The following is a 25608-nucleotide window of genomic DNA, read 5'->3' on the forward strand; positions in this document are numbered from 1 at the left end:
CGGCACGATTTACCTTGAACGACATCTGTCACACAAGTTATCGGCAAATGTTTGCGCAACTTCAATCAGACCCATATGCGTAGGTGTATTTACCTAGGGTTATTTGTCCGATGAATGCTGTGAGTCGGTCACAGACCTCGCGGGCGCCGTCCGTGGGCGGCGATGATTGATCGCTATGAATACGCCCATCAGAATGAAGAAACCGAGCAGCAGCAATACGGCATTGATGAGCACACGCTCGTAGCCGAGCTCGCTTACGTTAATGAAAGGATAGGGATAGAAGTCGGTTTCGCTGCCGCGCCAAAGCGTTATCAACAGATAGCCGAGCGGATAGATCAGCCAGAAAAGGCAATCGCGCAGCAGCAGATGGAAGCGGGGAACGAAGAGCAGCCAGTACAGCGTGCATAGCAGCGGTATGACCGTGTGCAGCAATTCGTTGAGCAGTGCGCGGTAGCCGTACGGCGTCCATAGATGGCGCAGCAAGGTGTTGTAAGCAATGCCGACGAACACGATATAGACGACCACGGCGGTGAGCACCGGTGGCCTGCGGAAGAACCGCCCGGGTGCGGAGCGTGCCCGTACGGCCACAAACGAAAAGCTGATCGCGACGACGAGCGTCGTGAGGTTCGTCAGATACGCACTGATACGCTCGATACCGTCGATCACGCCCAGGCCGCGGAACAGCATCCTGCCAATCGTGATGTCGCTCTGTGCCGCGAAGCCCACCCATGCCAGCACCGCAATCAACGATGCCACGCTCAACGACGCGAAGCTCGGCGTCGGCAGTGGCAATTCAGATGAGTGCGGCTCAGGTTGAGCAGAACGCTTCAGCATACTTCCAGATTATTTCTCGGCGGTAAGCTTGTCCTGCGTGCTGGTATCGAAGTCTGTGGCGGCATGGCGCTCGTGCAACTGATCTGAAAGCTCGCCGAAGACGCGATTGACCTTGCGGCCGCGCTTGACGGCCGGGCGCTCGCCGATCGCATCGGCCCAACGCTGGACATGCTTATAGTCCTGCACCGAGAGGAATTCGGCGGCCCCGTAAAGCCAGCCCTTTACGAGGCCGCCGTACCACGGCCAGATCGCCATATCGGCGATCGTGTACGCATCTCCCGCGATGTATTCGTTCTCGGCGAGCTGCTTTTCGAGGACGTCGAGTTGACGCTTCACCTCCATCGCGAAGCGGTCGATCGGATATTCCATTTTGCTCGGCGCGTACGCGTAAAAATGGCCGAAACCGCCACCGAGGTAGGGAGCACTGCCCATCTGCCAGAATAGCCACGACAGGCACTCGGCGCGCGCGCTCGGCTCAGTCGGCAGGAAAGCACCGAATTTTTCGGCGAGGTGTACCAGGATCGCACCGGACTCGAACACGCGGATGGGTTTCGGTCCGCTGCGATCGAGCAGCGCGGGAATCTTGGAGTTCGGATTCACGCCGACAAAGCCGCTGCCAAACTGCTCGCCATCGCCAATCCTGATGAGCCATGCGTCATATTCCGCACCACTGTGACCGAGCGCGAGCAGCTCCTCGAGCATCACCGTGACCTTGACGCCATTCGGTGTCGCCAGCGAATAGAGCTGCAGCGGGTGCACGCCGACCGGCAACGCCTTGTCGTGCGTCGGCCCCGAAATCGGGCGGTTGATATTCGCAAAGCGGCCGCCGTTATCCTTGTTCCAGGTCCAGACCTTAGGCGGTTCGTAATCGACAGTGCTCATGCTTAAAGCTCCTCGCGTCCTTGCATCGTGGGATGGGTGATTGGAAGCGAGATTAACAAATTGACGGAAAACGTGCAGTCCGCCTCATAGTGCGTTCCGACCCGCAACGGAAAGTGCAGCACGATGACAGCAGTGCGTTAGTGAATCGCAAGCGGAGTTACCATACGCAAACTGGATGCAGCGCTTGCGCTGCAAAGACCGCATTTAGACTTGACCGAGCCCGCCATGAGCAACGACTCTTCAGGCAATTTCGACGAGCTAGCCTCGGGTGGCAGCCGCTACCACCAGGTATACCCACGGCTGGACGAGAGGCAACTGGCGATACTGGAACGCTACGGCGAGCGCCGCAAACTCAAGACCCACGACATCCTCTATTCCGAAGGCGACCGGCACACCGGGATGTTCGCCATTCTCTCCGGGACGATCGAGGCATCCAGACGGTCCGTTGAAGGCCCCGTACTGCTGGGCACACATGGCCCGGGCAGTTTCACCGGCGAGGTAGCCACGCTCGCGGGCCGGGCTGCAGTCGCAACGTCGCGCGCCATCTCCGATTGCGAGGTGATCGTCATCGACGAGGAATCGTTGCGCTCGCTCGTGATCGCCGAAGCGGAGTTGAGCGAAACGATCATGCGCGCGTATATTTTGCGGCGCGTCGCTTTCATCCGCGGCGAACACGTGGGCGTGGTGGTGATCGGCAGCACGTCCTCGGCCCCTACGCTACGTCTGCGCCACTTCCTGAGCCGCAACGGTCAGCCCTCGGCTTACTTCGATATCGTTGAGCACTCCGAGGCCAAAGAACTGCTGACGCACTATGACGCAACCGAAGCCGACATTCCGGTTGTAATCACGTTGCAAGGCGTCGTGCTGAAACAGCCCAGCCACCGCGCCGTCGCCGATGCAATCGGCCTCAGTCCGGACAGACTCGACGGCGAGCACTTCGATCTCGTTGTGGTAGGCGCGGGACCCGCAGGACTCGCGGCCGCGGTGTACGCCGCATCCGAGGGACTAAAGGTGGCCGTTCTGGACGCCAAGGCGCCGGGAGGCCAGGCCGGCACCAGTTCGAAGATCGAAAATTACTTTGGCTTTCCAACCGGCATATCGGGGCAGGCGCTAGCCGGTCGCGGCCTGTCGCAGTGCCGCAAGTTCGGCGCCGAAGTTGGGGTGCCTATCGAAGCGCTGACCATCGACTGCACGGATGCCAGGTCGTTTCACATCGGCCTGAATCAGGACGAGTGCGTCTACGCTCGCGCTGTCGTCATTGCCAGCGGCGCGCGCTACCGGAAGCCGGATCTCTTGCGTCTCGAACACTTCGAGGGTCGCGGCATCTACTACAGCGCGACCTTCATGGAGGGCGCATTCTGCAACAACGAAGAGCTGATCGTGGTGGGCGGCGGCAATTCGGCGGGACAGGCTGCGGTATTCCTTGCGAGGTTCGCGCGCCATGTCCACGTGGTGATTCGCGGAGAGGGACTCAGAGCGAGCATGTCGACGTATTTGATCAGACGGATCAACGCGGCGTCCAACATCACGCTTCACACGAAGACACAGATCGTCGAGTTATGCGGCGAGTCGCGACTCGAGGCCATAAAGTGGAATCGGCAAGGAGAGATTGAACATAAACCCATCCGGCACGTTTTCCTGTTTCTTGGCGCTCAGCCCAGTACCGGATGGCTTGGCGATTGCGTCACCCTGGACAAGGATGGGTTTGTGCTGACCGGCGCCGATACCGGCGCCAAATGGACAGCAGAGCGGCCGCCGCACGATCTCGAGACCAGCCGGCCCGGTATCTTTGCGGCAGGCGACGTGCGCAGCGGCTCCGTCAAAAGAGTGGCAGCCGCCGTGGGAGAGGGAGCGGCCGCCATTCAAGCGGTTCATCAATATCTTGCAGGGTGGGCGTGACTAATCCTTGGCGGGTACGCTCGGCTCCACTGCCCGGAAGTGCCAACCGTCGCCCTCCTTGACGTACACGGCCATGATATGGCCGCTCTCCTGGCGGAATGTCCCGTCGCCTTTTGGCACCTGAACGGAAAACTCTGCGACGCTGAATCCTCCGTCGCCTTGCGCGCTCGCATCGATCACGTGAATGTGATGCTCTTTCGCGCCCGAACCAAAGCGCTTTTCGTAGTACTCCTTGAGTGCTGCGCGTCCTTTGATGATTTTCCCGGCCGGGGAAACCAGCATGCCGTCTTCGGCATACAGTTGCGCCATGGCATCGGCATTTTTAGCCGCGTAGTTGGTGTCGTAAAGATGTCCAAGCTGCGCAGCCGCAGACTGCGCTTCCTGAGACGACGGCTCTGCGGCATTCGCATTGGACGTCGCTACGCAAGCCAGCGTATTGCCAATGAAAAGTGCAGCGAGCAAAAGGGAAATGTGCCGTTTCACCTTGGAACTCCTTTGATCGGGTTGCGGTAGTGGCTCTCTCGATGAGTCAGTCGAGAAGAGCAGGATCGTGGATCGCGCCTGTCAGCAGTTCGGCAAACGCCTGCAATGCATGCGGTAACGTGCGGCCGGCCATCGTCTGAACCTGAAGCCTGCGCTGGTGTAGTTCGGGATTGCTGATCGGCACGGCTGCGAGTCCCTCCATTACGAGGCGGCTGCGCACGGTCAGGAAGCCGGTTAGCGTGACAGCATCGGTAAGCAGCACGAAGCTCTGCAGCGCAGCGTGGTAGTTGCTAACGAACACGGGCTCGAAAACCAGGCCTTCCAGACTGCACGCAATATCGAACATCTGGCGGATCGTCACACCCTGGTTGTCGATGGCGAGCGGCCAGGCCATCAGATCCGCGAGCGAGACGGACTCGCGTGCGCCAAGCGGATGATCGCGCCTGACCAGTGCGAAGATCGGCGCCAGCTGCGAATACACCACATGGATGTCCTTCTCCGGCGCGACGCTGAAACACACGGCGATATCCGCGGTACCTTCACGCACGCGTTGTGTCGCAACCGATGGCGCAGACACATCCAGTTGAAACTGCGTCGCCGGATGCGTCTTCAGGAAGCGTGCAAATACCTGCGGCAGAAAATACGGCGCGACTCCTTCCGAACTTGCCACGCGAATCGTCGCGCGGCTGCCATTGCTCAGCCCGCGAATTTCGTCGGTGACGCGCTCGGTTTCCAGCAGGCTGCGCCGCGCGTGTTCGGCAAGCACACGTCCCGCATCGCTCAGCACCATCCCGCGCGGCCGCCGTTCGAAAAGCGCCGCACCGACTTCCTCTTCGAGCTTCGCAATCTGCCTGCTTAACGCCGACACCGCCACGTATAGCCGCTCCGACGCCTTGCTGAGCGAGCCGCTGCGGGCGACTTCGAGAAAGTAACGCAGTGCAGTATTGTCCATTTCGGTCAGGCTTCCCCGCTTTGCCGTTTCGGCAACGATATCTGCCAAATATTGTAATTGTCCACAAATATCGTCCACGCCAAGATCGTTACACTGCTTCGTACGAGCCAGGCGCGCGCCCACGGCGCGTGACGACGGAGAACGATGTCGACCAAGGACGCCTCCATGAGCCCTGATTCAGCAGCCGTAGTAAGCGAATCCCTCGCCAAGCCCGTCTCGCACGCCGGGGTATCACGCCTGATCCTGGCAACGTCCATTGGAAATGCGCTCGAGTTTTACGACCTGATCGTCTATGGGTACTTTGCCACCACGCTGTCGCGGCTGTTTTTTCCAACGCATGACAAGACGGTGTCGCTGCTGCTCACGCTCGGCACGTTCGCGCTGTCATATCTGGCGCGGCCGCTTGGTGCGCTGGCGCTCGGCTCGTATAGCGATCGCAAGGGCCGCAAGGCTTCATTGACGCTGTCGATTTCGATGATGACGCTCGGCACCGGGATGGTCGCGCTGATGCCGTCCTATGCCACGATCGGCCTGGTCGCGCCGATCGGCATTTTCGTTTCGCGTCTGTTGCAAGGCTTTTCCGCTGGCGGCGAATTCGGCAGCTCCACGGCGTTTCTGATCGAGCATGCGCCGGCACGGAAAGGCTTCATGGCGAGCTGGCAGTTCTCGAGCCAGGGGGCAAGCACGCTGCTCGCTTCGGCGTTCGGCGCAGTGCTCACCGGCACGTTGACGCAGCCTCAGCTCGAAGGCTGGGGCTGGCGCATTCCCTTTTTGTTCGGCATGCTGATCGGTCCAATCGGGCTTTATATCCGGCGCCGCATGGATGAAACGCCGGAGTTCGAACGGGCGGAGAAGTCGAGTTCGCCGGTGCGTGAACTACTGGCTACCCAGAAGGAACGCGTGCTGGTGTCGATCGGCTCGCTGGTGCTCACCACCACGGCCAACTATATGCTGCTGTACATGCCGACGTATGCAGCGCGGCAACTCGGCCTCGCGCCATCGTCAGGCTTCATTGCGACGCTGGCCGCCGGGTTCATCATGATGGTGCTGACACCGGTGGTCGGACACTGGTCCGACAAGGTGGGCCGCACGCGCATCATGCTGGTCGCAGGCACGTTGTTCTTCTTCACGGTCTATCCTGCGTTCATGTTCATGAACGCCCATCCGTCGCTTGCGACGTTGCTTGCCGCGGTGGTGTGGGTCGCCCTGCTGAAGGCCACCTACTTCGCGCCGATTCCTGCGTTGATGTCCGAGCTGTTCCCGACCCGCACCCGCACCACCGGCATGGCGCTCGGCTATAACATCGGCACGACCGTTTTCGGCGGCTTCACGCCGCTCGCGGTGGCGGCATTGATCGAGGCCACAGGCAATAATCTGGCGCCCGGCCTCTATCTGATGTTCGCGGCCATCATCAGTCTGTTCACGGTGGTGTGGGCGCGGGCACGTTTGAATGCCCACTAGGTCAGCCGGGCCCTTCGAACCAATCGGGATCCTACGAATGCAATACGATTTTGAACAAGCGGTGCAGTTTGCAGTTGATCATGAGTCGCTTTGGGACCGCCATGTGGATGGCATGTGGGGCGTGCATGTGAACGACCCGCCACCGTGGAACCGGTTGCTCGGGCCGGTGCATGACCGCGGTCCCGTGTCCGGCACGATCGCACTCGATGGACGCGTATTGACCTCATGGGGCGAGCCCGACCGGGCCGATCTGACTTTCAGCGTCGCGAAGATGTACCTGGCGCTACTCGCAGGCATTGCCTACGACCGCGGCCTGCTGCCGGACGTAGACGAACCGGTGCACGTGCGAGTGCCCGGCATCGGCTTTGACGATGAGCACAATGCCGCCGTGACCTGGGCTCATCTGCTGCAGCAAACAAGCGAATGGCAGGGCACGTACTTTGGCCTGTCCGATCAGGCGGACCACTATCGCGCCGTCAACTTCGCGGCACCACCGGACGGCAAAAAAGGTGATCTGCGTCCTTTGCAGCGCCCCGGGACGTATTGGGAATACAACGACGTGCGTATCAACCAGCTTTCGCTGGCGCTGCTTCATCTGTTCCGGAAACCATTGCCCGAGGTGTTCCGCGAGGCGATCATGCGCCCGGCGGGCGCGAGCGAAAACTGGCAATGGGTTGGCTACGACAATGCGTGGGTGGAGATGGATGGCCGGCGCATGCAATCCGTGCCGGGCGGGACGCACTGGGGCGGCGGTATGTCCGTCAGCGCGAACGATCAGCTCAAAGTGGCGCAACTGCTGTTGAACGAGGGCATGGTTGACGGCCGGCAGATTCTGTCTCGCGAGTGGATCGCGCGTATGCGTACGCCATGTGCGATTGCGCCGTTCTACGGTTACCTTGTGTGGCTCAATACCGATCGCAAGATTTTCCCGAGCGTGCCAGCGTCAAGCTATTTCGGCGTCGGAGCCGGTAGCTCTTTCACATGGATCGAGCCCGAGCGACGCATGACCGTAATCGTCCGGTGGTTGAATCCTGCGCACGCGAACGAGTTCTTTGGGCGAGTTCTGGAAGCGGTCGAGGCGCCCCGCGCAGCTTAATCGTAGCCGTTCCTGTTTCCCGACATGGGCAACGGCGTTGATGTCGATGCAAACGAGATTATCGAGCCCCTTGCACGTGTCGACGATGAACGCGTTGCAGTGCTGCCGAAGGTCATTCTCGTGGGCAATGATCTCTTCTGAAAGTGACGCGGTCGATAATCTGCATACCGAAGTTTTTAGTTGTGTCGCCGCCCAAGACATTTGACGTCTTGGGCGGACGTTTTCATCGCTTTCCTATCCTGTCACTTCTTGCTGGCCAAACCGTCGAGGCCGCCAAGCAATCCGCCGCCAGATGTGCCTGTGGCCGTCGTCGTGCCGCCCAATACACCCGTTAAGGTACTGACCAGCCCCGTGACCGGCGCAAGCAGATTTCCGGCGGCGCCCGTGCCACCCGTACCCGAGCCCGCGACCGTACCGAGTGAGCCGGTTAGCGTGGTCACCAACGACGTCACCGGCGCAAGTGGACTGGTGCCGCCGCTCTTCACGCCGCCTGCCACGCCGCTCAAGGTGCCGGGTAACGAGGTGAGAATGCCGGTCAGCGGTGCGAGCGGGTTGCCTGGTGTGCCGCCTGCCGTGAGCAAGCCGCCGGCCGAGGTGACGGTGTTGCCGACTGCCGTCACGACATTGCCGAGATTCTGTCCAATCGGATTGCCGGTCGCACCACTGAGCTTGGTTCCAGCGCCATCCAGTCCGTGACCGATCGTCGACAGCAAGCCGTTCAGCGGCGAGCCGAGACCGGTCGTGTCGCCGATGGTTTGAGTCGTCTGCGTGAGAACGGTTGTGATTGGCGTGATGGGCGCGCTCACTGTTTGCGTCACCTGCTGAATGAATCCTGTGGACAGCGTGGTGGTGAGTTGCGTCCCGAGCGCACTGACAGCATTGCCGACCGTGGAGACTGTGTTGCCGAGCGGCGTGGTCAGCGGGCTAAGCGGCGCAGTGGGACCACTGCCCAGGCTGCTTACGAGTTGGCCGGCGCTGTTGACCGCCTGGCCCGCGTCATAGACGAGGTTGCCCGTGCTCGACACCGTCGGGCCTAGCGGATTGGCGGAATTGCCCAACTGTCCGAGGCCGTTCGTCGCGCCAGCGCCCAATGCGGTAACGCCGGCGCCGAGATTCGACACAACGTTGCCGAGCGCTGTTGTGGTGGCAGGATTCGCGCCGGGAATCGGCGTGAGGCCAATCTGGTTGCCCACCGACGATACCGTCTGGCCGGTACTGGTCACGACGTTGCCTGCGTTCTGGACCACTACGCCGAGCGGGTTGGCGCTCGTAGGCGTTGGTGTCGGTGTCGGTGTCGGCGTTGGTGTCGGCGTTGGTGTCGGCGTGGGCGTGGGCGTGGGCGTCGGTGTCGGCGTCGGCGTCGGCGTCGGTGTCGGCGTCGGCGTCGGCGTCGGCGTCGGCGTTGGCGTTGGCGTTGGCGTTGGCGTTGGCGTTGGCGTTGGCGTTGGCGTTGGCGTTGGCGTCGGCGTGGGTGTAGGCGTACCACCACCTGTTCCTGCTCCAGCACCTGCTCCAACTCCGCCCGGCTTCGTCGGCGTACTTCCACAGCCCGTCAGGACGATCATCGACGACACGCACATCGCGATCGCCGACAGTTTGAATCTGTTCATGGTTTAGCTCCCCCGCAAATGTGGTTATCTGCTGCGGGGAGCTAACTGCAAGACCTATGCCGATTTGTAAGACGAAGGAATTGATCGAAAAAATACCATTCAAATCAATGCGTTAATTAGCGAACGCCGACTCGGAAAGCCGCATTCCAAAGTGGATGTGTCGAGGAACACCTCAACGAGCGAGCACGTGTAACGTAACGCGATGCCCCCGCGAAGCACCTCAACTTTCCGGGATTCTCTCCCACGCGCCAGATCGAGCCGAGCGAAACACAGCATTGATCACTCGCATATTCGCGCGTGCATCTTCTAGTGGTATAGCCTGCGGGCGTCCACTCAATATCGCCTCGGCGAACGTGGCCGCTGCGATGCCATATTGATCGCACACAGGAAGTTCCACCCAGCGATCAGTCGCGACACCGGCGCTGGTGTTTTCGCTCACTAACAGACGCGTCGGTCGATGGGCTGGCGCATTGAATGGAATCTCGACTTCGATCCGCCCCTTCGTGCCGTGAAATTGCATCCGCTGATAGCTATAGGTCTGGGTGGAGTAGAAGAAACTCGCCTGCACACCTTCAAAATCCATCAGCACGGAGCCGAGCCGGTCCACTTCGAATATTGGGTCCCGCTCCATCAGGGCAACCACCCGCCCCGGCTCACACCTGGTAACGAAGCGTGACGTTGTGATGGGATAACAACCAATATCGAGCAGACCACCTCCGCCCAGTTCGCTCTGGTTGCGGATATCGTTCGGGTTCGTGTTGCTATAGGTGAAGCCGCCGGTCACTGCCCGCAATTCGCCAATCACACCTTCGTCGATCAAGGTCCGCACCTTCAACCATTGCGGATGCGTGCGAACCATGAACGCTTCCTGTATGTAACGGCCGGTTCTGTCGCGCGCAGCGATGAGCTGTTCGACCTGTTGGGCGTCCAGCCCGATCGGCTTCTCACACAAGACGTGCTTGCCTGCCTCGACGGCCTTGATCGTCCATTCCACGTGGATGTGATTGGGTAGCGGAATATAAACCGCGTCGATTTCCGGGTCCGCCAGAAGCGCCTCGTAGCTGTCGTATGCCACGGCCAGACCATATTTGGCGGCGGCTTCCCGAGCCTTCTCCTGAGATCGCGACGCGATGCCCTTAACCCGACACTTTGGCGCGCTGTGCATGGGCACGACAACCTTGTTGTTGATCTTCGCGGCGCCCAGGATTCCCCAGACAATCTCATCCTTTGCCATGACTTCTCCTTTTCCGATCAGTATCTGAGGAGTAGAGACAGACTGGACAATCGCGTGAGCCGGCAAGTTCATGAGCCCGCGAAAGACCAGACGCATCCGATCCTGCCAGTCTACACGCGGCGACCACAACCACCATCGCCGGTACAAGAGCGCCCACCACCGCTTTCGCAATCGAACCGTCGCTGCCTTCTGGCCGGTCGCTGCATTCGAACCGGTATTAGCCAGAGTCGGTCATTTGACCGATACCGCAGAGACAAGTCAGGTGCGATCCTTTCTATCGACGCGAGCCTTAGCCGTGCGATAGATCACGTGCAGTCGGGCCGCCTTTGTCAAAACTTTAAGGAGTCGCAATGGTTGCTCATCACGAAGATATCACTCGCGTTCGGGAAGAACGCTGGCTCAAGCACTATTACTTTATTCGGACCGCGTTTTCCGCTATCTGGGTCGCACTTGCTTTCTCCATCGGACAGCACTCCCCGGTCGGCGCGGCTGTCTTGCTCGTCGTCTATCCTGCATGGGATGCACTGGCCAACTACGTCGACATGTCGCGTAGCGGTGGGATGGCTGAAAATCGTACCCAGGCCACGAACGTCCTCATCAGCGTCCTGACAGCGGTTGCAGTGATCATGGCGTGGACGGTGAACATGAACGGCGTTCTCGGCGTATTTGGCGTCTGGGCCATACTTGCCGGGTTGCTTCAGCTCGGCACTGCCGTCCGCCGCTGGAAGCGCTTCGGTGCGCAGTGGGCGATGATCCTGAGCGGCGGACAGTCGGCATTGGCAGGTGCATTTTTCATCGTACAAGCCCATGCGCCAATGCCTCCCGCTATTGCCAAAGTGGCTGGCTATGCAGCGGTGGGCGCCGTCTATTTTCTCGTGTCTGCGCTCTTGCTATCCGTTGGCCAGCTGCGACGCAAGGTTGCCTGAACGCCCACACGCCAGCTAGTCGCAACCGGTCCGCACCCCTCGCGTCAAGCAGCCGGCGCGACAGTTGCGCCGACGATGCCATGCCGCTCGAGAGCCTCGGCGACAAAACCGGACGCCTTCATCTCTTCAACGAACGCGTGCAACGCATGTGCCGCCGCGGCGCCACGGCTCTTGGGCACACCCATCGCCTGGCGGATGACCATGAAGCGCTCGTCGAGCAGACGCAGGCCAGACGCGTTGCGCGCATCGGCTTCGAGCTGCTGCTTGACCCCCGCCGCGACTTCGAGATTCTCGTCGAGGAACGTCTGAACGACCGTCGGCGAGGTGGGCGCACGCACAATCTGCGCGTGCTTCAATTCGCGTGTGAGAAACAGATCATAGGCGCTACCCTTGCCGACAGCCACACGATGCTGAGGTTGGTCGACGTCTGCGTTGTCGCGAATCGGCGAGGCATCGCGCACCAGGTAATAGCCTTCGATTAGCACATACGGTTCGGTGAATGCGATGGTCTCACCTCGCGACGGATCAACGGCAAAAAAGCCGAAGTCCGCGCGCTCTTCGCTAACCGCTTGAACGGACTTGCCAGCCGCATCGAACACAACGAGTTCCAGTTCCACACCGAGCTTTGCGGCGAAAGCGCGCGCAAGATCGACCGAAACCCCGACGACCGTGCCCGACGCATCCTTGCCCGCGAGAATCGGATTGCCGAGGTTGATGGATGCGCGCAGCTTGCCTGCGGGCGTAAAGGCTTGAATGACAGACGGATCGGCTTTCATGGCTATGAGTAGGTTCGAGATTCGGTTCGTGTGGGCCGCTGTCGATGCTTCACGGCGAGTTCCCAGATGCAGTGGGCAGTGATTTCAACCGGCTATGCGCGCCTCGCTCGCCTTGAGCCGGCCGGGCAAGCCCGGCCGCAAAAGAATCGCGACAGCGAGCACGCTCGCGAGCGCAATGCCACCCGCCAGCACGAAAGCGCTGAAGAAGGTATGGCTCCGCTGCACGAGAAAACCCGTCAATGCAGGGCCGATGATACCCGCGCAGTTGGCGATCGAATGCACGCATCCGCCAACGCTTCCAAGCTTCGCACCAGGAATCGTGTCCTGGATCAGCGCCCAGTACGTGCTGCCGCTCAGATACAACGCGAACACGGCGACGGCCATCAGCAGCAATGCGCTGAGCGTGGTCGTCACGGTGCCGGCGAGCGCGACGCAGATGCCCGCCGCGCCAAGACACACGATCAGCACCCATTTGCGCGCGCGCAGCGCATTGCCCGTGCGGCGGAAAATCAGGTCGGACAGCAGGCCGCTCAAGCCATAGCCGATGAAGCCCAGCAGCCACGGCAGCACCGTCGCGAGACTCATGCTTTTCAGGCTCAGATGACGGTCCATCATCAGGAAGCTCGGGAACCACGTGAGGAAAAAGAACAGGATGTAGCTGTATCCGAAGTACGAAATCATCGCTGCGAGAATGGCGGGCTGTCTGAGGTAGGCGCCGAGCGGCTTCAGATCAGCGGGATCCTCCGAGACGGCACGGTCGGAACCGATCAGTCGGCGCTCTTCTTCCGACACGTGCGCATGCTGATGCGGCCGATCGGTGGTCATGAATTGCCAGAACACCAGCCAGATCAACCCGAGACACGCGACGCCGGCGAATGCGATGCGCCAGCCGTAGGCCGCGGTCAGCAGTCCGACGACTGGGCCGGCGACCGCGCCGCCCAATGGCAGGCCGCAATTGGCGAAGCCGAACGCGGTGGCCGATTCCTTGTGCGGAAACCAGTTGTTCACGATCTTGTTGATGGTCGTCGCGAGCGGTCCTTCGGCCATGCCGAAAAACGTACGGATGACCAGCAGCGAGCCGAAGCCGGTGGCGAGGCCGGTTGTTCCGCACAACACGGACCACATCAGGATCGCGCCGGAAAAGACGCGCTTGCCGCCCCAACGATCGGCCGCCCAGCCGCCGATCGTGTTGAACACCGCATAGCCGATAAAGAACGTCGAGAACACCAGCCCCAGGTTGGCTGGCGACAAGTGCAGCTCCTGCATGACCGCCGGCGCCGCGACAGACAGCGCCGACCGGTCCAGGTAGTTGATGAAACCCGCGATGAACAGCAGCAGGACGATGCGCCAGCGGATTTTCGTCACCTGTAGCTCCTCCAATGTCGTTATGCGCTTGCGGGCCAAGCGCCGTGATGAGCCGCCTGGGTCCGCCGCGTGTCTCCTCGCCGGCGCGTCTCCGCCTGATGCGCGGATCATGCGCGAACCAGCGCTTCAGCTCTGCGGGCGCGCGGCCGCTTCCAGCATCGCGAGCTGCGCTGCGCCGATATCGATGCCGTCGGCCATCTGACGGTCCAGCCGGTCCAGCTCGATCTCGCCAGGCACGATCACGGGCGCGTTCGGATTAGCCGGCCCGGAGCCGTGCAGGATCGCGGCATAGTCGGCCATGCGCGCGGCGAGCCACGCGCCGCTGCCGAGCATCGTGACATCGATCAGGATGTAGAAGTGGCCAAGGTTTTGCGGCTGGTCCGGCTCGTTTTCCCACGACTTCACGTGCGTTAGATAAGCCGCGCCGGAAAGCAGCCCCGCGAGCAGATCGACGACCAGCGCGAGACCATAGCCCTTATGGCCGCCGATTGGCAGCAGGAAGCCATCGAGCGCGGCCTTCGGGTCCGTGGTCGGCTTGCCTTGCGCGTCGGTGGCCCAGTCGCCCGGAATCGCTTCGCCACGCTTCAGCGCGTTGCGAATCTTGGCGCGCGCGACGACGCTGATCGCCATGTCGAGAATGAACGGACGGCCACCGGGATTCGGTACACCGAAGCCCACAGGACTGTTGCCAAGCCGCGCGTCGGTGCCACCCCATGGCGCGATCGTCGTCGTCGCATTGCTGCCGATGATGCTGGCAAAGCCCTCCGCCGCGGCCAGGTAGGAATACGGCGAAACGGGACCGAAGTGATTGCTCCCACGCACGAACACACACGCGATACCCTGTTCGCGCGCGGCCTTCATCGCCAGTTCGAGAGCACGGAAGCCCACGAGAGGGCCGACGCCGTTATCGCCGTCGAGCCGGTAAAGCGCGGGGCCAACCTGCTCGGACGTAATCGACGGCGCGGGATTGATGCCGCCGATGCGCAGGCGTGAGCCGTACGATTCGATTCGGCTCGTGCCGTGCGTACGCAAGCCGAACAGATCCGCCAGCACGAGAATGGTGGCGGCGTCGGTGGCGTCGGTACGATTCAGGCCGAGCGCACAGAGCGCTTCGACCGACAGTTCGGTCAGCCGTGCCTTGCTGACGATGCCATTTGTGGACGTGGACTGGGTCATGGAACGGGTCGTCTCCTTCGATCTGCAAACCGTGCGGTTCATGCGGCTGCCGTGTGGTGCCGCTGGGTTTCACACATGATCGGACCAAACCGATTCCCATGACAAACGCATTTTTTCGCTTGATTGACGCGTCACACGCACGAATCCCGCGTCTGCCGGAAAGGCATGCAAACACGCGTTTTCAGGCGGTCGCTCGTGACTTGGCGCGCTGACGGGTGCCGCCGCGCGCCCGCACGAGCAGATCGAAGAAATGCTGCGCAGCCACCGGCAGCGGCCGGTTCTTGCGGCGGATCACGCCGAGCGTGCGCACCACGCTCGGGCCCGTCACCGGAATGCTGACGAGCGAGCGATGACGGTCGCGCGGCAGCGCGAGCTTGGGCACGATGCCGATGCCAAGTCCCGCTTCGATCATGCTTACAAGCGCAGGAACGTGCTGCACTTCGCAGAACCAGCTCGGCTGCCGCACTGCATTGGCGAGCGCGCTGTCGATCAGCGTCCGGTTGCCGCTGCCTTGCGCGAGCAGCATGTAGTCCGGGTACTGTGCGATCTCCGCCCAGCTCACCGAGCGCTTGCCCGCCAGCGGATGATCGCGCTGGCAGGCAAGCACGAACGGATCCTGCAGGATCGGTGTGAACTCGATGTCGGGTTCCTGCGTGCCAATATAGGTGAGACCGAAATCGGCTTCGCCCCGCGCCACCGCGAGGAATACGACAGACGACGTTTCATCGATCAGCCGCACGCGGATGCCGGGATAGGTCTGGTGATACGCCTTGAGGGCATTGGGAAGAAAGAAGCTTACCGCCGACGGCACGCAGGCAATGGTGACGAGTCCCGTCAGCCGGCGTCCTAGATCCTCCATGCCGAACAGCGAGCTTTCCAGTTCGGCGAGCACGTTGCGCGCCTTTTCGACGAACGAGCGGCCCGCGACTGTCAGTTCCATCTTGCGCGTCGTACGTTCGAAGAGCCGCACGCCCAACGCCGATTCGAGCTTTTCCACGCGGCGCGATAGCGCGGACGGCGAGATGTTCAGCGAGTCGGCGGCGGCGCGATAGCGCGGACGGCGAGATGTTCAGCGAGTCGGCGGCGGCGCGAAAGCTGCCGAAATCGGCGGAGGCGACGAACGCGCGCAGGTCGGACAGATCAAAGTTCATTTTGCTGGTCTATGGATGAAGGGGCATGTGTGTGCACGGCCGGTGTAACGCTGCCCGATATCAGCGACCACGCGCCACCCCAATCCCGTCAAGCATAAGATCGATTCCAACGAGAAAATCGACACGGTCGTCGTGAGCGCTCATCCGTCTCGCAACGCTGCGGGTGAACGGGTATTCATCCGGATCGAGCTGAGACCATACGGTCGACACCTCGTTCAGAAAGTTGGTTCTATCGAGGCCCTGCTCGCGAGCGAAATGCGTATTCGCCGCGTTCTGCCCACCGACGCCAAGGATGTAGCTCAGCAGCGCGGACACCGTCGCCCACTGCTCTTCGTCTGGCACGCCAAGAGCGCGCAACGGCTGGCCGATGCGTTCGAGAACGCGCACCATCGGCAACTGCCCGGGGGCACGTGTCAGTGCTGAGCCAACCCAGGGATGCGCGTCGATCGCGTCGAACATGGCAAGCGCGAGCGCGCGAATGGTTGCTTTCGGCGTCGCGTCATCCACAGGCGCGCTCATCGTGCGAGCGACGATGGCGTCGCACGCAGCGGTCAGCAGATCGTTCTTGCTGGCGATGTGCCAGTAAATGGCACCGGGACCCGTGGCAAGCCGCTCGGATAGTGCGCGAAACGTCAAGCCCTTCTCTCCGCTGCTGTCGAGAAGCGCGATCGACGCCTCGACGATTCGATCCGGAGACAGCGAGTCTTCGCGCCGTTGAGTGCTACGTGCCTTTTTACCCTGCCTCATCTTGACACCTATGGAATGTTGTTCCAATATTACTCTGGAATGACGTTCCAGTGAGTGCCCGCAGCTTGCGGCCACCTCCGGCTATCGAGGAATCAGGATGAATACTTCAGTTGCGATCGTCGGCGCGGGGCTCGGCGGGCTGACTCTTGCCCGCGTTCTCCACGTCCATGGCATTGCTGCGACGATCTACGAAGCGGAAGCCTCGGCAAACGCGCGGGCGCAGGGCGGCATGCTCGATATCCACGAAAACAACGGGCAACTCGCGCTCAAGGATGCGGGCCTCTTCGATCAATTCCGCGCAATCATCCACGCCGGCGGTCAGGCAACACGCGTACTCGACAAGGACGGCAATGTCCTCTTTGAAGAGCCCGACGACGGCACAGGCGGCCGGCCTGAGGTTCCGCGAGGCGAGCTGCGCAGGATTCTGCTCGACTCGCTTCCTGCTGACACAGTGCGCTGGGGACGCAAAGTCACAGCGGTGTCCGCACTCGGCGATGGACGGCACGAGTTGACCTTTGCCGATGGCGCAACGGTGTCCACCGACCTCCTCGTGGGCGCCGACGGCGCCTGGTCAAGAGTGCGCCCCCTTCTTTCCGATGCCAGGCCGGCATATGTCGGCACGTCATTCATCGAGACGTACCTGTTTGACAGCGACACACGTCACAAGGCGAGCGCGGAAGCGGTCGGCGGTGGCGCGCTGTTCGCGCTGACACCCGGCAAAGGCATCGCCGCGCACCGCGAACCCAATGGGGTGCTACACACGTACGTGGAGTTGAACAAGCCCAAGGAGTGGATCGACAGCATCGACTTCTCCAACCCGGCGACTGCCTTGGCCCGCGTCGCCGAAGAGTTCGACGGCTGGGCTCCGGCACTGAGAGCGCTCATCACCGATGGTGAGACCGCCCCGGTGCCGCGCGCGATTCATGCGCTCCCGGTCGAGCACAGGTGGGCGCGTGTGCCCGGAGTGACGTTGCTCGGCGATGCGGCGCACCTGATGTCGCCGTCTGGCGAAGGGGCCAACCTCGCCATGTTCGACGGCGCCGAGCTCGGAAAGGCCATCGCCGCTAATCCAGGTGACATCGAGGCCGCTCTTATCGCGTATGAGAAGGATCTCTTTCCTCGCAGCGCGGCCGAAGCTGTCGAGTCGGAAAGAATCCTGAACATGTGTCTTGGCCCCAACGCACCCGAGGGCCTGGTTGCCATGTTCACCGGTTATGAGGCCATCAGGTAATCACACGCCTTCCCTGCTCCTACCTCGCATTCTGGCGCGTGTCGCGGCGCAGCTTGCGTGATCCAGCCGGACAGGCGGCGCGTCTTCCAAGGTGCCCGCGGAAGCGAACAGGTACGGCCGAGTCGTGTAAACTGTCTCCATGTCCGAACCTATCGATTACCTCAATCCCGCTCTTCCTTCTGGGCTCCGCCGCGTGTCGATGCCCGTGGTTGACGCGACCCCGTCGACACTTGAAGGCTTTGGCAAGCTTGTCGAAGACCCGCGTGAGTGCTCAATCGAAATCGTGCAGTGGCCGAGGGTGGGTTCAAGACCCATCGACGCGGACACCGGTGATCAGGCAGGCACGACCGAGGGCGTTTTCGTGAGCGAGTGGCGTGGCGACATTCTCTACGGTCGAAACGAGGCTGTAGGCGGTCACTATGTCCTGGCATACGCAACAGAACCAGAAGCGGCCCGCGAAGACAATCCGAATGCGCCGGAGCGCATGTTGCTTTGGCATGCGAACTATCATCCTGACGGCGGGCAACTGTTTTTCCCGCTCGACCACCGCCCCTTCTACATCCCCTTAGCGTTACCCGGGGATGACATTGCGCCAGAGAAGTTCGTGTGCTTTCGCTTCGACGGACAACAGGGCCTCTACATTCATCCAAACATCTGGCATGAAGGCGTGTTCACGCTTGGCGGCACGCAACGGTTCTTCGACAAACAGGGTGCCGTCCACGCACGGGTATCTGTCGAATTTGCCCAGGAGTTTGGTTGTCTTCTCGAAGCGCCCATCCGCTGAGACGCCTAAGGGTAAGCCTTTGACCGCGGCGCCTGCCCGCCGCGGTCAACGAGCCACGCCTTCTCACTCACGAGAGTTTATCTAACGTGATATCTCAACTTATATGGTTTGTCAGCTGATGCCGGGATAGATATCCTGTTTGCCATACCCTTGGCTACAAATCTAAATGCTTAGTTATGCTGGCGGTTTCGTTCTGCTTGCCGCCCTGCTTCACGCGAGCTGGAACGCGATGCTGCATGGCAATCGCGACCGGTTCCTCTCCATGACGTGGATGAGCATCGCCATCGCGGCAATCTCCACGCTCGTCGTCCTGTTCGTACCGTGGCCAGCCCGCGCGGCGTGGCCGTACATCGGCGCATCGGGACTCGTACATATCGTCTATAACGTGACGCTCGTGCGGTCATATCGCCGCAACGATCTGGCGCAAGCGTATCCGGTCGCGCGCGGCTCGTCTCCGCTGCTTGTCACGCTCGGCGCAGCACTCTTCGCGCACGAAGCGATCGGCCCCTTGCACGCTCTCGGGATTGCGATGATCTCCGGTGGCATCATCGCGATCGCGCTGCAGGGCCAACACGTGTCGCGCGCAGGCGTGCTGGCTGCGCTGACAACCGGCGCGACAATCGCGGTCTATACGGTGATCGACGGCATCGGCGTGCGCTTATCCGGCGGCCAGGCGCTCGCCTACACCGCCTGGATGTTCATGTTCTATTGGCTGATGCCGGTGCTGTTCGTCGCGGTGCGTGGGCTCACGGCGCTGTGGGAACCGGTGCGCGAGGCGCCGCTGTCGGTCGGTTCGTCGCTGATTGGCGGTGTGGTATCGATCGCTGCGTATGGCATCGTAATCTGGGCGCTGCAGTCGGGCGCGATGGGTGCGGTGTCCGCGTTGCGCGAAACGAGCGTGGTATTTGCAGTGCTGATAGGGCGAGTATTCTTGCGGGAAACGGTAAGCGCAAAGCGCTGGCTCGCATGCATGATCGTCGCAGCCGGGGCGATCTGTCTGGGGCTTTAACCCAGCACGATTCAGATCTCGCTCAACAACGCGTTGCTTCGTGCGAAACGGAACGCTCAAAGCTCCTGCACCGCCACCCCTCCTGGACCAGAGCATCTATTTGCGACTACCATAGTCCGCGCTCGCCGAAACCGTGCGAGCATGAGGCCGCTGCCGGATAGAGCCACGATGCCGCCTCGACACGAAACCTGTGCTGGGGGCGAGCGTGAATGAGTCGTGCAAATGAACACCACTAGCAGGCTCATTCCCAGAGGCCTGTGGCGGCGCCTTGCGTGGCCTTGGGCAGCGTTCTGGCTACTCATGCTGGCTGTCGCGATCCAGGACTCCCTGTGGACAGGCCCGCTGCGTGTCTGGCCGCCGCTCGTCAACATCGGCTCGTCCGCCATCGCCGCCACCGTACTGTTTGCAATACAGATAAGACGCGCCGACCGGTTCGATCATCTCATCAGCAATCCGCTGCAATGGTTTCTCCACGCCTGGGCGTGGATGCCGCTTCAACTGGTCGGTTACGTCACTGCGATGTACGCCTTACGAATCGGCATCTACGCACTCATGGGCCAAAGATTCCACCATGGGCCGTGGGGAGAAGTCATGGCCTACGAAGCAACGGACTTCCTGCTGTTCTATGCCTTATTCGGCGGTATCCATTTCGGCCTGAGGTCCTATGGCGCGTGGTCTACCGAGCGCCTGAATTCCGAGCGGCAGTCGAACCTGGCACGGCAAGCGCAACTTGCGCAGTTAACACAGCAATTGCAGCCGCACTTTTTGTTCAACGCACTGAACACCATTTCCTCGCTGATTCACAGCGATCCCAACACGGCCGACATCCTGCTCACCCGCCTCGCGAACCTGTTACGCGCGGCCACCGACGCGAGCCAACATCCCGAACAGCCGTTGGCCGACGAACTGGCGCTGCTTCACGCTTACGCAGACATCATGGTCACGCGTTTCGCCGACCGTGTGGCGATTTCGTGGGAAATCGACGCCGCCGCGCAGACCTGCCGTGTTCCCACGTTCGGACTTCAGCCACTGCTGGAGAACTGCTTTCGCCACGTCGTCGAACAGCGCGGTACATTCACACACATCGCAATACGCGTAACGTGCAGCATGGGCCAGTTGCAGATAGAGATCGAGGACAATGGCGATTTGCAGCACCTTCCCGCCAGGCGCGGTGTAGGACTCGGCAACCTCGAGGACCGTTTGCGATCGCTCTACGGAACGCGAGCAAGCCTCGAACTGCGACTGCGGCCCGGGGGTGGGCTAATCGCTGGGATGAAACTACCATGCGTGCACTGATTGTCGACGATGAGGCACTCGCTCGCAGCAAACTGCTGCGCATGCTGCGGGCGTTTCCCGACGTCGAAGTAGTCGGCGAAGCATCCGATGGAACTGCGGCGTTGACGCTGGCTGCACAACTAAGGCCAGACGTGATTTTCCTCGACGTGCAAATGCCCGAGGTCGATGGCTTCGACGTGGCTGCATCGCTGCCGGACGACGCTCCCGCAGTGGTATTCGTGACCGCGTACGACCAGTACGCGTTGCGCGCATTCGACGCCCATGCAACCGACTACCTGCTGAAACCAGTCGAACCGGAACGTCTCGCGCGCACCGTGCAGCGCTTGCGCGTATCGGAGCACGGCGCGGCTCGCGCAAGTATCGGCGTACCAGCCCATCTGATGATTGCCGAGCGCGGGCAAACGCATGTCGTGCGCTGCGCCGACATCGAATGGCTCGAAGCAGCTGACAACTACGTCACGATCCATCTTCCCGGGCGTAGCCTGTTGATACGCCGCACGCTGACTGCCTTGCTCAGTGACCTCGGCCCAACATTTGTGCGCACGCATCGCAGCGCCGCAGTAGCGCTAGACGCGGTGCTTACCGTACGGCCACAGGGAAAAGGCGATGCCACCGTTGTACTGCGTGGCGGCGCCGAGGCCCCGTGCAGCCGGCAGTATCGGGAAGCGCTGATGCAACGTCTCCAGCAATAACGCAATCCGTCCGGGCCGCCCCGCAGCGGACCCAACTCGTCCCAGATCGATTGGCGCACAGGCATTGCCGGACTACGCTGGTTAGCATCACGATAAGGATTCGCCGGCTATGGATTTAATGCTCACCATACTCAAATACTCCGTCGCTCTGGTACTCGTGTCGGCGTTGGTCGAGGCTTTGCTGCTGTCTGTGCGGCATGGCTGGCGAGAGTTTGACTGGCGAGCTTCCGGTGTGTCGCTCACCGATTTTCTGGTTCGTGCGTATCCATTGCAGTGGTGGTTGCCTCTTGCGTACTGGAACAATGTCATGCACTGGTTTTGGCACCACAGGCTGTGGACCGTGCCGATGAACCATTGGACCGGCTGGCTCGCCTGTTTCCTTGCTCAGGAATTCTGCTATTACTGGTACCACCGTTCCGCTCATCGGATTCGCTGGTTCTGGTGCACCCATGCCATCCATCATTCGCCGAATCAGCTTAATTTGTCCGTGGCGTACCGCCTGGGCTGGACCGGTCGTCTTGCCGGTTCGACCGTTTTCTACGTGCTCGCGCCGCTATTGGGCATGCCGCCTGAGATTGTGCTGACGCTTCTTTCGATCAATCTGCTTTATCAATTCTGGCTACACGTCACCTGGATTCCACGACTCGGACCGCTGGAATGGATCCTTAACACACCTTCTGCGCACCGCGTGCACCATGCCTGCAACGTCGAATACCTTGATGGAAACTATGGTGGAGTGCTGATTGTTTTCGACCGGCTATTCGGTACCTACATTGCTGAAAGACGTGACGTGCCGTGCCGTTTTGGTCTTGTCCGGCCAATGACGAGCTATAACCTGCTGACCGTCGAATTCAATCACTGGCGTGCGCTGTGGCACGACCTGGTTGCGGCGCGCTCGATACAGGAAGCGGTGGGCTATGTAATCCGGCCACCTGGGTGGCAGCCCGATAACGAGGGGGAAACGACCGAAGATTTACGGCGACGCGCAGAAGGACGGCCGTTCGGAATAGAGCAACCGTAGTGTGCCTTGATTATATGAGCATGGGGCGCCGCACGCCCCACTGCCCTGCGCTTACAGATACGTGCAGACGTAGTCCAGCGTTTCGGTCACGTCGATATCGAAGCGGCTCTTGCCGGGCACCGAGAATGTCTCACCCGCACCGTATGTCTTCCACTCGTCACTGCCTTCGAGGCGAATGCGGCATTGGCCGGCCTGCACTTCCATGAGTTCCGGCGCGTCGGTCCCGAAGTTGAGCGTGCCGGGCAAGATCACGCCGAGGGTCTTGCGGGTGCCGTCGGCGAAGAGAACGGTATGCGAGACACATTTGCCGTCGAAGTAGACGTTGGCCCGTTTGATAACGGAAACTTGATCGAATTGCGTTGCGGCCGACATGGCGTTCCTCTGGGTAATCGTGAATGGATGCGTTGACGTTGGGCGGCCCCGCTGCGCGGGCTTTCTAACGGGCGCAAGCCTGTCATGATACAGGCCCCGACGCGGCCCAGAAAGCTAGTCGGCCAAGCGCCAGCGACCAGACTCCGGGCACACCGCGACACGTTCGCCGTTCAGGCAAACCTGCTCTGTGTCCAGTTGCAACGCGGTCGAAGGGTCGATATCGAAGTCGACCTTAAGCGCGTGCGCTACGTGGATATCTTCAATGGGTAGCTCCCAGGTCAGGAATATCTGGTGCCAATCCCGATCCGGCGTGAAATCAGGCACATTAAAGCCATTACTGCCGCGCGGAATTACGCCATGCGGCTGGCATGTGTCGAATATGACTGCCGTCCCGCGGGTTAGAGGAATACGAAGGCCTAAAGAGGGAAAATGCAGGTCCAGCCCTTTGTCCTCACTTAAGAAGAGATTGCAAAAGGCCGCGCTGCCATATTGCTCACCGTCATAGTGATAGCGCGCACCGCGGCTGGCCATGAGGGCTATGTCGCTAGACGCCAGCACTTCAGGCAATCCAAGCGAGGACGTCCAGTCGAACATCGCCTGCACGCAGCGCGAGTAATCGGGCCAGCGGGCACGTGCCCGTGCTAAAGGCATGACTTCGACGTCGCCGGGCTCCAGAACCATGCGCGACGATATCTCCCTGTCCCAGTCCGCAAGCAGACGCACGGGCGGCACGGGCACGTCGATCGTGTCGAATAGCACGATGTCGCTAACGCGCCGACTGCGGATAGCGTCGCCGCTCCAGAAATAGGAGGTCAGCATGTCTTGCTCTCGATGCGGATGCGGGACATGGTTCATCGAAGCATTGTAACGATTCGACAGGACCTTTCAGGCCAAAGCGACCGCCATCCGTCGGTTGCTGCCTGTGGATCAAACCGGCAACTGGAACACCGCCACCACATCGCTCATGCGCGTGGCCTGCTCCTCGAGCGAAACGGCTGCGGCCGCCGCCTGCTCGACCAGCGCTGCGTTGCGCTGCGTAACTTCATCCATCTGCGAGACGGCTTTGTTGACCTGCTCGATGCCGTCGCTCTGATCTTCGGACGCAGCCGCAATCTCGGCCATGATGTCGGTCACGCGGCGCACCGCGTCGTTGATCTCCGTCATCGTCTTGCCAGCGCGACCGACCAGCTCGGTGCCGTTCCCCACCCGGTTGACCGACTCGCTGATCAGCGTTTTGATTTCCTTGGCCGCCGATGCGCTGCGTTGCGCCAACGTACGCACTTCGCCCGCCACGACCGCAAAGCCCCGTCCCTGCTCACCTGCTCGCGCCGCTTCAACTGCCGCGTTCAACGCGAGGATATTGGTCTGGAAAGCAATGCCCTCGATCACGCCAATGATGTCGGCAATCTGCTTCGAGCTCGCGTTGATCTCGTCCATCGTCGTCACGACCTTTGAAACGACATCGCTGCCTTCGTGCGCAACACCTACCGCGACTCTCGCGAGATCGCTCGCCTGACGTGCATTGTCGGCGTTCTGGCGCACGGTCGAAGTCAGCTCCGACATGCTCGAGGCGGTTTCTTCGAGCGAAGCCGCCTGCTCTTCGGTTCGCTGCGACAAATCGGTGTTGCCCGCAGAGATCTGCGCGGTCGCCGTGGAGATGGATTGCGCTCCGTCGCGCACAGAGACCATCGCCTCCCTGAGGCGGGACTGCATCATGCGCAGGTCTTGCAGCATCTGACCCATTTCGTCGCGCGAACGTACCTCGATGTGCCGGCTGAGGTCGCCATCGGCGATCGCGCGGAAGTGGTGCATGGCCTCATCGAGCGGGCCTGCAATCGATTTGCGCAGCGCATGCCATGCGAATGCAGCCATCGACAGCCCGATCAGAAGACCGACCGCGGCGAGCGCGAGAATCGTGTGGAAACGATCCTGCGCGGTGTCGTACCGGCTGCGTGCCTGATCCGCCTGCATTCTCTCGAGCTCCGCGGAACGGTCCGTGATTTCGTTGAACGGCGCCGTCATCTTGTTCGAGATCAGATCGGCCAGTTGCGCGGTGTCTCGCCGGTCGATCGCGGCAAACACCTGGGCAACCGGCCCGTTCATGGCAAGCGTCCGCTTGGCTTCGACCGCTTCGGCCAGCTGCTGCTCTTGCGGCACCGAGGGTAGCGCACGGTAGGTCTGCCAGGCCTGGTCGCCGATCGCAAACTGCTCGCGTGCGCGAGTTTCGAGGCTTGCGACATCCGGACGATCTGGCTGAGCAGCAATCCGGTCCAGCACCAGCCGGCCGCGCGCATAGAAGAAATTGAACTTGCCGATCGCAATCGCCGACGCGAGTTCGTTGGAATAGAGCTCCTTCTGATCTGCGTTGCTCAGGGCAATGCCAACCACGCCCAGCACAGCGCCGATCGTCATGAGCAAGCCGAGGAAGCCCATCGCAAGGGCGAGACGGGCGCGGATCGTGATGTTGGAAAACATAGACGCCTCAAGGCACAGCCAGCGGAACAGGAAAACGTCGCACCGGAAAGGCGCGCGCGGTCATTGGGGTTTACGGCAATAGATCGGGAAAATGAAGGGGCGATTCGAACTTCAGGTGTTCAACGGGCTGAGAACG

23 protein-coding genes and 2 pseudogenes are annotated in these 25608 nt (G+C 61.2%); 10 read left to right on the plus strand and 15 right to left on the minus strand.

The window, feature by feature from the left end; genetic code table 11:
- Positions 1–99 precede the first annotated feature (99 nt).
- Positions 100–834, minus strand: coding sequence for a Pr6Pr family membrane protein (locus P3T24_RS30430; RefSeq protein WP_429440357.1), 735 nt, complete (start codon positions 832–834; stop codon positions 100–102).
- Positions 835–843: 9 nt separating this feature from the next.
- Entirely contained in the window at positions 844–1716 is an 873-nt protein-coding gene (yghU, locus tag P3T24_RS30435; protein ID WP_429440359.1) for a glutathione-dependent disulfide-bond oxidoreductase, read from the minus strand.
- 225 nt (positions 1717–1941) lie between these two features.
- Here yghU and P3T24_RS30440 point away from each other — a divergent pair, with 225 nt between their 5' ends.
- Positions 1942–3615, plus strand: coding sequence for an FAD-dependent oxidoreductase (locus P3T24_RS30440; protein WP_074267345.1), 1674 nt, complete (start codon positions 1942–1944; stop codon positions 3613–3615).
- Here the strand turns inward: P3T24_RS30440 and P3T24_RS30445 are convergent, their stop codons facing one another.
- Entirely contained in the window at positions 3616–4098 is a 483-nt protein-coding gene (locus tag P3T24_RS30445) for a YybH family protein (protein ID WP_429440361.1), read from the minus strand.
- Between the two features lie 46 nt (positions 4099–4144).
- Positions 4145–5050 (minus strand): LysR family transcriptional regulator, encoded by a 906-nt coding sequence (locus P3T24_RS30450; RefSeq protein WP_074267344.1) that lies wholly within the window; start codon positions 5048–5050, stop codon positions 4145–4147.
- A 165-nt stretch (positions 5051–5215) separates the two neighbouring features.
- Here P3T24_RS30450 and P3T24_RS30455 point away from each other — a divergent pair, with 165 nt between their 5' ends.
- Both P3T24_RS30455 and P3T24_RS30460 read left to right on the plus strand, forming a co-directional pair.
- Positions 5216–6511 (plus strand): MFS transporter, encoded by a 1296-nt coding sequence (locus P3T24_RS30455; RefSeq protein ID WP_074269305.1) that lies wholly within the window; start codon positions 5216–5218, stop codon positions 6509–6511.
- 37 nt (positions 6512–6548) lie between these two features.
- On the plus strand, positions 6549–7607 hold the full coding sequence (locus P3T24_RS30460) for a serine hydrolase domain-containing protein (RefSeq protein WP_429288875.1): 1059 nt from the start codon (positions 6549–6551) through the stop codon (positions 7605–7607).
- Between the two features lie 242 nt (positions 7608–7849).
- On the opposite strand, the pseudogene P3T24_RS30465 reads toward P3T24_RS30460, so the two are convergent.
- Together P3T24_RS30465 and P3T24_RS30470 are read right to left on the minus strand one after the other, a co-directional pair.
- A pseudogene (locus P3T24_RS30465) lies at positions 7850–8962 on the minus strand (collagen-like triple helix repeat-containing protein); the annotation flags it as partial.
- A gap of 475 nt (positions 8963–9437) precedes the next feature.
- On the minus strand, positions 9438–10451 hold the full coding sequence (locus P3T24_RS30470; protein WP_429440364.1) for a Gfo/Idh/MocA family protein: 1014 nt from the start codon (positions 10449–10451) through the stop codon (positions 9438–9440).
- Positions 10452–10801: 350 nt separating this feature from the next.
- On the opposite strand from P3T24_RS30470, the gene P3T24_RS30475 reads away from it, so the two are divergent.
- The gene (locus tag P3T24_RS30475) at positions 10802–11377 is read left to right on the plus strand and encodes a DUF308 domain-containing protein (RefSeq protein ID WP_429440366.1); all 576 of its coding nucleotides are present in this window, start codon (positions 10802–10804) and stop codon (positions 11375–11377) included.
- A gap of 44 nt (positions 11378–11421) precedes the next feature.
- On the opposite strand, the gene P3T24_RS30480 is transcribed toward P3T24_RS30475, so the two are convergent.
- The 6 genes and pseudogenes from P3T24_RS30480 to P3T24_RS30505 form a co-directional block, all read right to left on the minus strand.
- Positions 11422–12153: an ABC transporter substrate-binding protein gene (locus tag P3T24_RS30480; protein WP_429440368.1), complete on the minus strand. Its 732-nt coding sequence runs from the start codon at positions 12151–12153 to the stop codon at positions 11422–11424.
- 84 nt (positions 12154–12237) lie between these two features.
- Positions 12238–13518 (minus strand): MFS transporter, encoded by a 1281-nt coding sequence (locus P3T24_RS30485; RefSeq protein WP_429440370.1) that lies wholly within the window; start codon positions 13516–13518, stop codon positions 12238–12240.
- 126 nt (positions 13519–13644) lie between these two features.
- Positions 13645–14694 carry an Ldh family oxidoreductase gene (locus P3T24_RS30490; RefSeq protein ID WP_429440371.1) on the minus strand — a complete coding sequence of 350 codons (1050 nt, stop codon included), beginning with the start codon at positions 14692–14694 and terminating at the stop codon, positions 13645–13647.
- A 181-nt stretch (positions 14695–14875) separates the two neighbouring features.
- A complete protein-coding gene (locus tag P3T24_RS30495) occupies positions 14876–15691 on the minus strand; it encodes a LysR substrate-binding domain-containing protein (protein ID WP_429440372.1) in 816 nt (271 codons plus the stop codon).
- Positions 15692–15767: 76 nt separating this feature from the next.
- A pseudogene (locus tag P3T24_RS30500) lies at positions 15768–15845 on the minus strand (hypothetical protein); the annotation flags it as partial.
- Between the two features lie 60 nt (positions 15846–15905).
- Positions 15906–16592 (minus strand): TetR/AcrR family transcriptional regulator, encoded by a 687-nt coding sequence (locus P3T24_RS30505; RefSeq protein ID WP_429440373.1) that lies wholly within the window; start codon positions 16590–16592, stop codon positions 15906–15908.
- Positions 16593–16689: 97 nt separating this feature from the next.
- Between P3T24_RS30505 and P3T24_RS30510 the strand changes: the two genes are divergently transcribed.
- The 6 genes from P3T24_RS30510 (at position 16690) to P3T24_RS30535 (ending at position 22625) form a co-directional block, all read left to right on the plus strand.
- The gene (locus P3T24_RS30510) at positions 16690–17823 is read left to right on the plus strand and encodes an FAD-dependent oxidoreductase (RefSeq protein ID WP_429440374.1); all 1134 of its coding nucleotides are present in this window, start codon (positions 16690–16692) and stop codon (positions 17821–17823) included.
- Between the two features lie 139 nt (positions 17824–17962).
- Positions 17963–18607 (plus strand): ureidoglycolate lyase, encoded by a 645-nt coding sequence (locus P3T24_RS30515; protein WP_074267331.1) that lies wholly within the window; start codon positions 17963–17965, stop codon positions 18605–18607.
- Positions 18608–18773: 166 nt separating this feature from the next.
- Positions 18774–19616, plus strand: a complete 843-nt coding sequence (locus tag P3T24_RS30520) for an EamA family transporter (RefSeq protein WP_429440375.1) — start codon at positions 18774–18776, stop codon at positions 19614–19616.
- A gap of 222 nt (positions 19617–19838) precedes the next feature.
- Complete coding sequence (locus tag P3T24_RS30525; RefSeq protein ID WP_429440376.1) at positions 19839–20912, plus strand: sensor histidine kinase; 1074 nt, start codon at positions 19839–19841, stop codon at positions 20910–20912.
- A complete protein-coding gene (locus P3T24_RS30530) occupies positions 20900–21604 on the plus strand; it encodes a LytR/AlgR family response regulator transcription factor (protein WP_429440378.1) in 705 nt (234 codons plus the stop codon). Before P3T24_RS30525 ends, P3T24_RS30530 begins: the two co-directional genes overlap by 13 nt.
- Positions 21605–21713: 109 nt before the next feature.
- Positions 21714–22625 (plus strand): sterol desaturase family protein, encoded by a 912-nt coding sequence (locus P3T24_RS30535; RefSeq protein WP_429440380.1) that lies wholly within the window; start codon positions 21714–21716, stop codon positions 22623–22625.
- A gap of 51 nt (positions 22626–22676) precedes the next feature.
- On the opposite strand, the gene P3T24_RS30540 is transcribed toward P3T24_RS30535, so the two are convergent.
- The 3 genes from P3T24_RS30540 to P3T24_RS30550 form a co-directional block, all read right to left on the minus strand.
- On the minus strand, positions 22677–22997 hold the full coding sequence (locus tag P3T24_RS30540; protein WP_074267329.1) for a pyrimidine/purine nucleoside phosphorylase: 321 nt from the start codon (positions 22995–22997) through the stop codon (positions 22677–22679).
- A gap of 114 nt (positions 22998–23111) precedes the next feature.
- Entirely contained in the window at positions 23112–23816 is a 705-nt protein-coding gene (locus P3T24_RS30545) for a hypothetical protein (protein ID WP_074267328.1), read from the minus strand.
- Positions 23817–23924: 108 nt separating this feature from the next.
- Positions 23925–25472: a methyl-accepting chemotaxis protein gene (locus tag P3T24_RS30550; RefSeq protein ID WP_429440382.1), complete on the minus strand. Its 1548-nt coding sequence runs from the start codon at positions 25470–25472 to the stop codon at positions 23925–23927.
- Positions 25473–25608 lie beyond the last annotated feature (136 nt).

This window comes from Paraburkholderia sp. GAS33 (genome assembly GCF_050436645.1).
In the GTDB taxonomy this organism is placed as follows: Bacteria; Pseudomonadota; Gammaproteobacteria; order Burkholderiales; family Burkholderiaceae; genus Paraburkholderia; species Paraburkholderia phenazinium_B.

Coding starts and splice junctions, on each gene's coding strand:
- P3T24_RS30520 (WP_429440375.1), top strand. CDS start 18,774: ATGCTTAGTTATGCTGGCGGTTTCGTTCTGCTTGCCGCCCTGCTTCAC.
- P3T24_RS30545 (WP_074267328.1), bottom strand. CDS start 23,816: ATGCTGACCTCCTATTTCTGGAGCGGCGACGCTATCCGCAGTCGGCGC.
- P3T24_RS30535 (WP_429440380.1), top strand. CDS start 21,714: ATGGATTTAATGCTCACCATACTCAAATACTCCGTCGCTCTGGTACTC.
- P3T24_RS30455 (WP_074269305.1), top strand. CDS start 5,216: ATGAGCCCTGATTCAGCAGCCGTAGTAAGCGAATCCCTCGCCAAGCCC.
- P3T24_RS30470 (WP_429440364.1), bottom strand. CDS start 10,451: ATGGCAAAGGATGAGATTGTCTGGGGAATCCTGGGCGCCGCGAAGATC.
- P3T24_RS30525 (WP_429440376.1), top strand. CDS start 19,839: ATGAACACCACTAGCAGGCTCATTCCCAGAGGCCTGTGGCGGCGCCTT.
- P3T24_RS30505 (WP_429440373.1), bottom strand. CDS start 16,592: ATGAGGCAGGGTAAAAAGGCACGTAGCACTCAACGGCGCGAAGACTCG.
- P3T24_RS30510 (WP_429440374.1), top strand. CDS start 16,690: ATGAATACTTCAGTTGCGATCGTCGGCGCGGGGCTCGGCGGGCTGACT.
- P3T24_RS30490 (WP_429440371.1), bottom strand. CDS start 14,694: ATGACCCAGTCCACGTCCACAAATGGCATCGTCAGCAAGGCACGGCTG.
- P3T24_RS30530 (WP_429440378.1), top strand. CDS start 20,900: ATGCGTGCACTGATTGTCGACGATGAGGCACTCGCTCGCAGCAAACTG.
- P3T24_RS30515 (WP_074267331.1), top strand. CDS start 17,963: ATGTCCGAACCTATCGATTACCTCAATCCCGCTCTTCCTTCTGGGCTC.
- yghU (WP_429440359.1), bottom strand. CDS start 1,716: ATGAGCACTGTCGATTACGAACCGCCTAAGGTCTGGACCTGGAACAAG.
- P3T24_RS30440 (WP_074267345.1), top strand. CDS start 1,942: ATGAGCAACGACTCTTCAGGCAATTTCGACGAGCTAGCCTCGGGTGGC.
- P3T24_RS30550 (WP_429440382.1), bottom strand. CDS start 25,472: ATGTTTTCCAACATCACGATCCGCGCCCGTCTCGCCCTTGCGATGGGC.
- P3T24_RS30450 (WP_074267344.1), bottom strand. CDS start 5,050: ATGGACAATACTGCACTGCGTTACTTTCTCGAAGTCGCCCGCAGCGGC.
- P3T24_RS30430 (WP_429440357.1), bottom strand. CDS start 834: ATGCTGAAGCGTTCTGCTCAACCTGAGCCGCACTCATCTGAATTGCCA.
- P3T24_RS30540 (WP_074267329.1), bottom strand. CDS start 22,997: ATGTCGGCCGCAACGCAATTCGATCAAGTTTCCGTTATCAAACGGGCC.
- P3T24_RS30460 (WP_429288875.1), top strand. CDS start 6,549: ATGCAATACGATTTTGAACAAGCGGTGCAGTTTGCAGTTGATCATGAG.
- P3T24_RS30480 (WP_429440368.1), bottom strand. CDS start 12,153: ATGAAAGCCGATCCGTCTGTCATTCAAGCCTTTACGCCCGCAGGCAAG.
- P3T24_RS30475 (WP_429440366.1), top strand. CDS start 10,802: ATGGTTGCTCATCACGAAGATATCACTCGCGTTCGGGAAGAACGCTGG.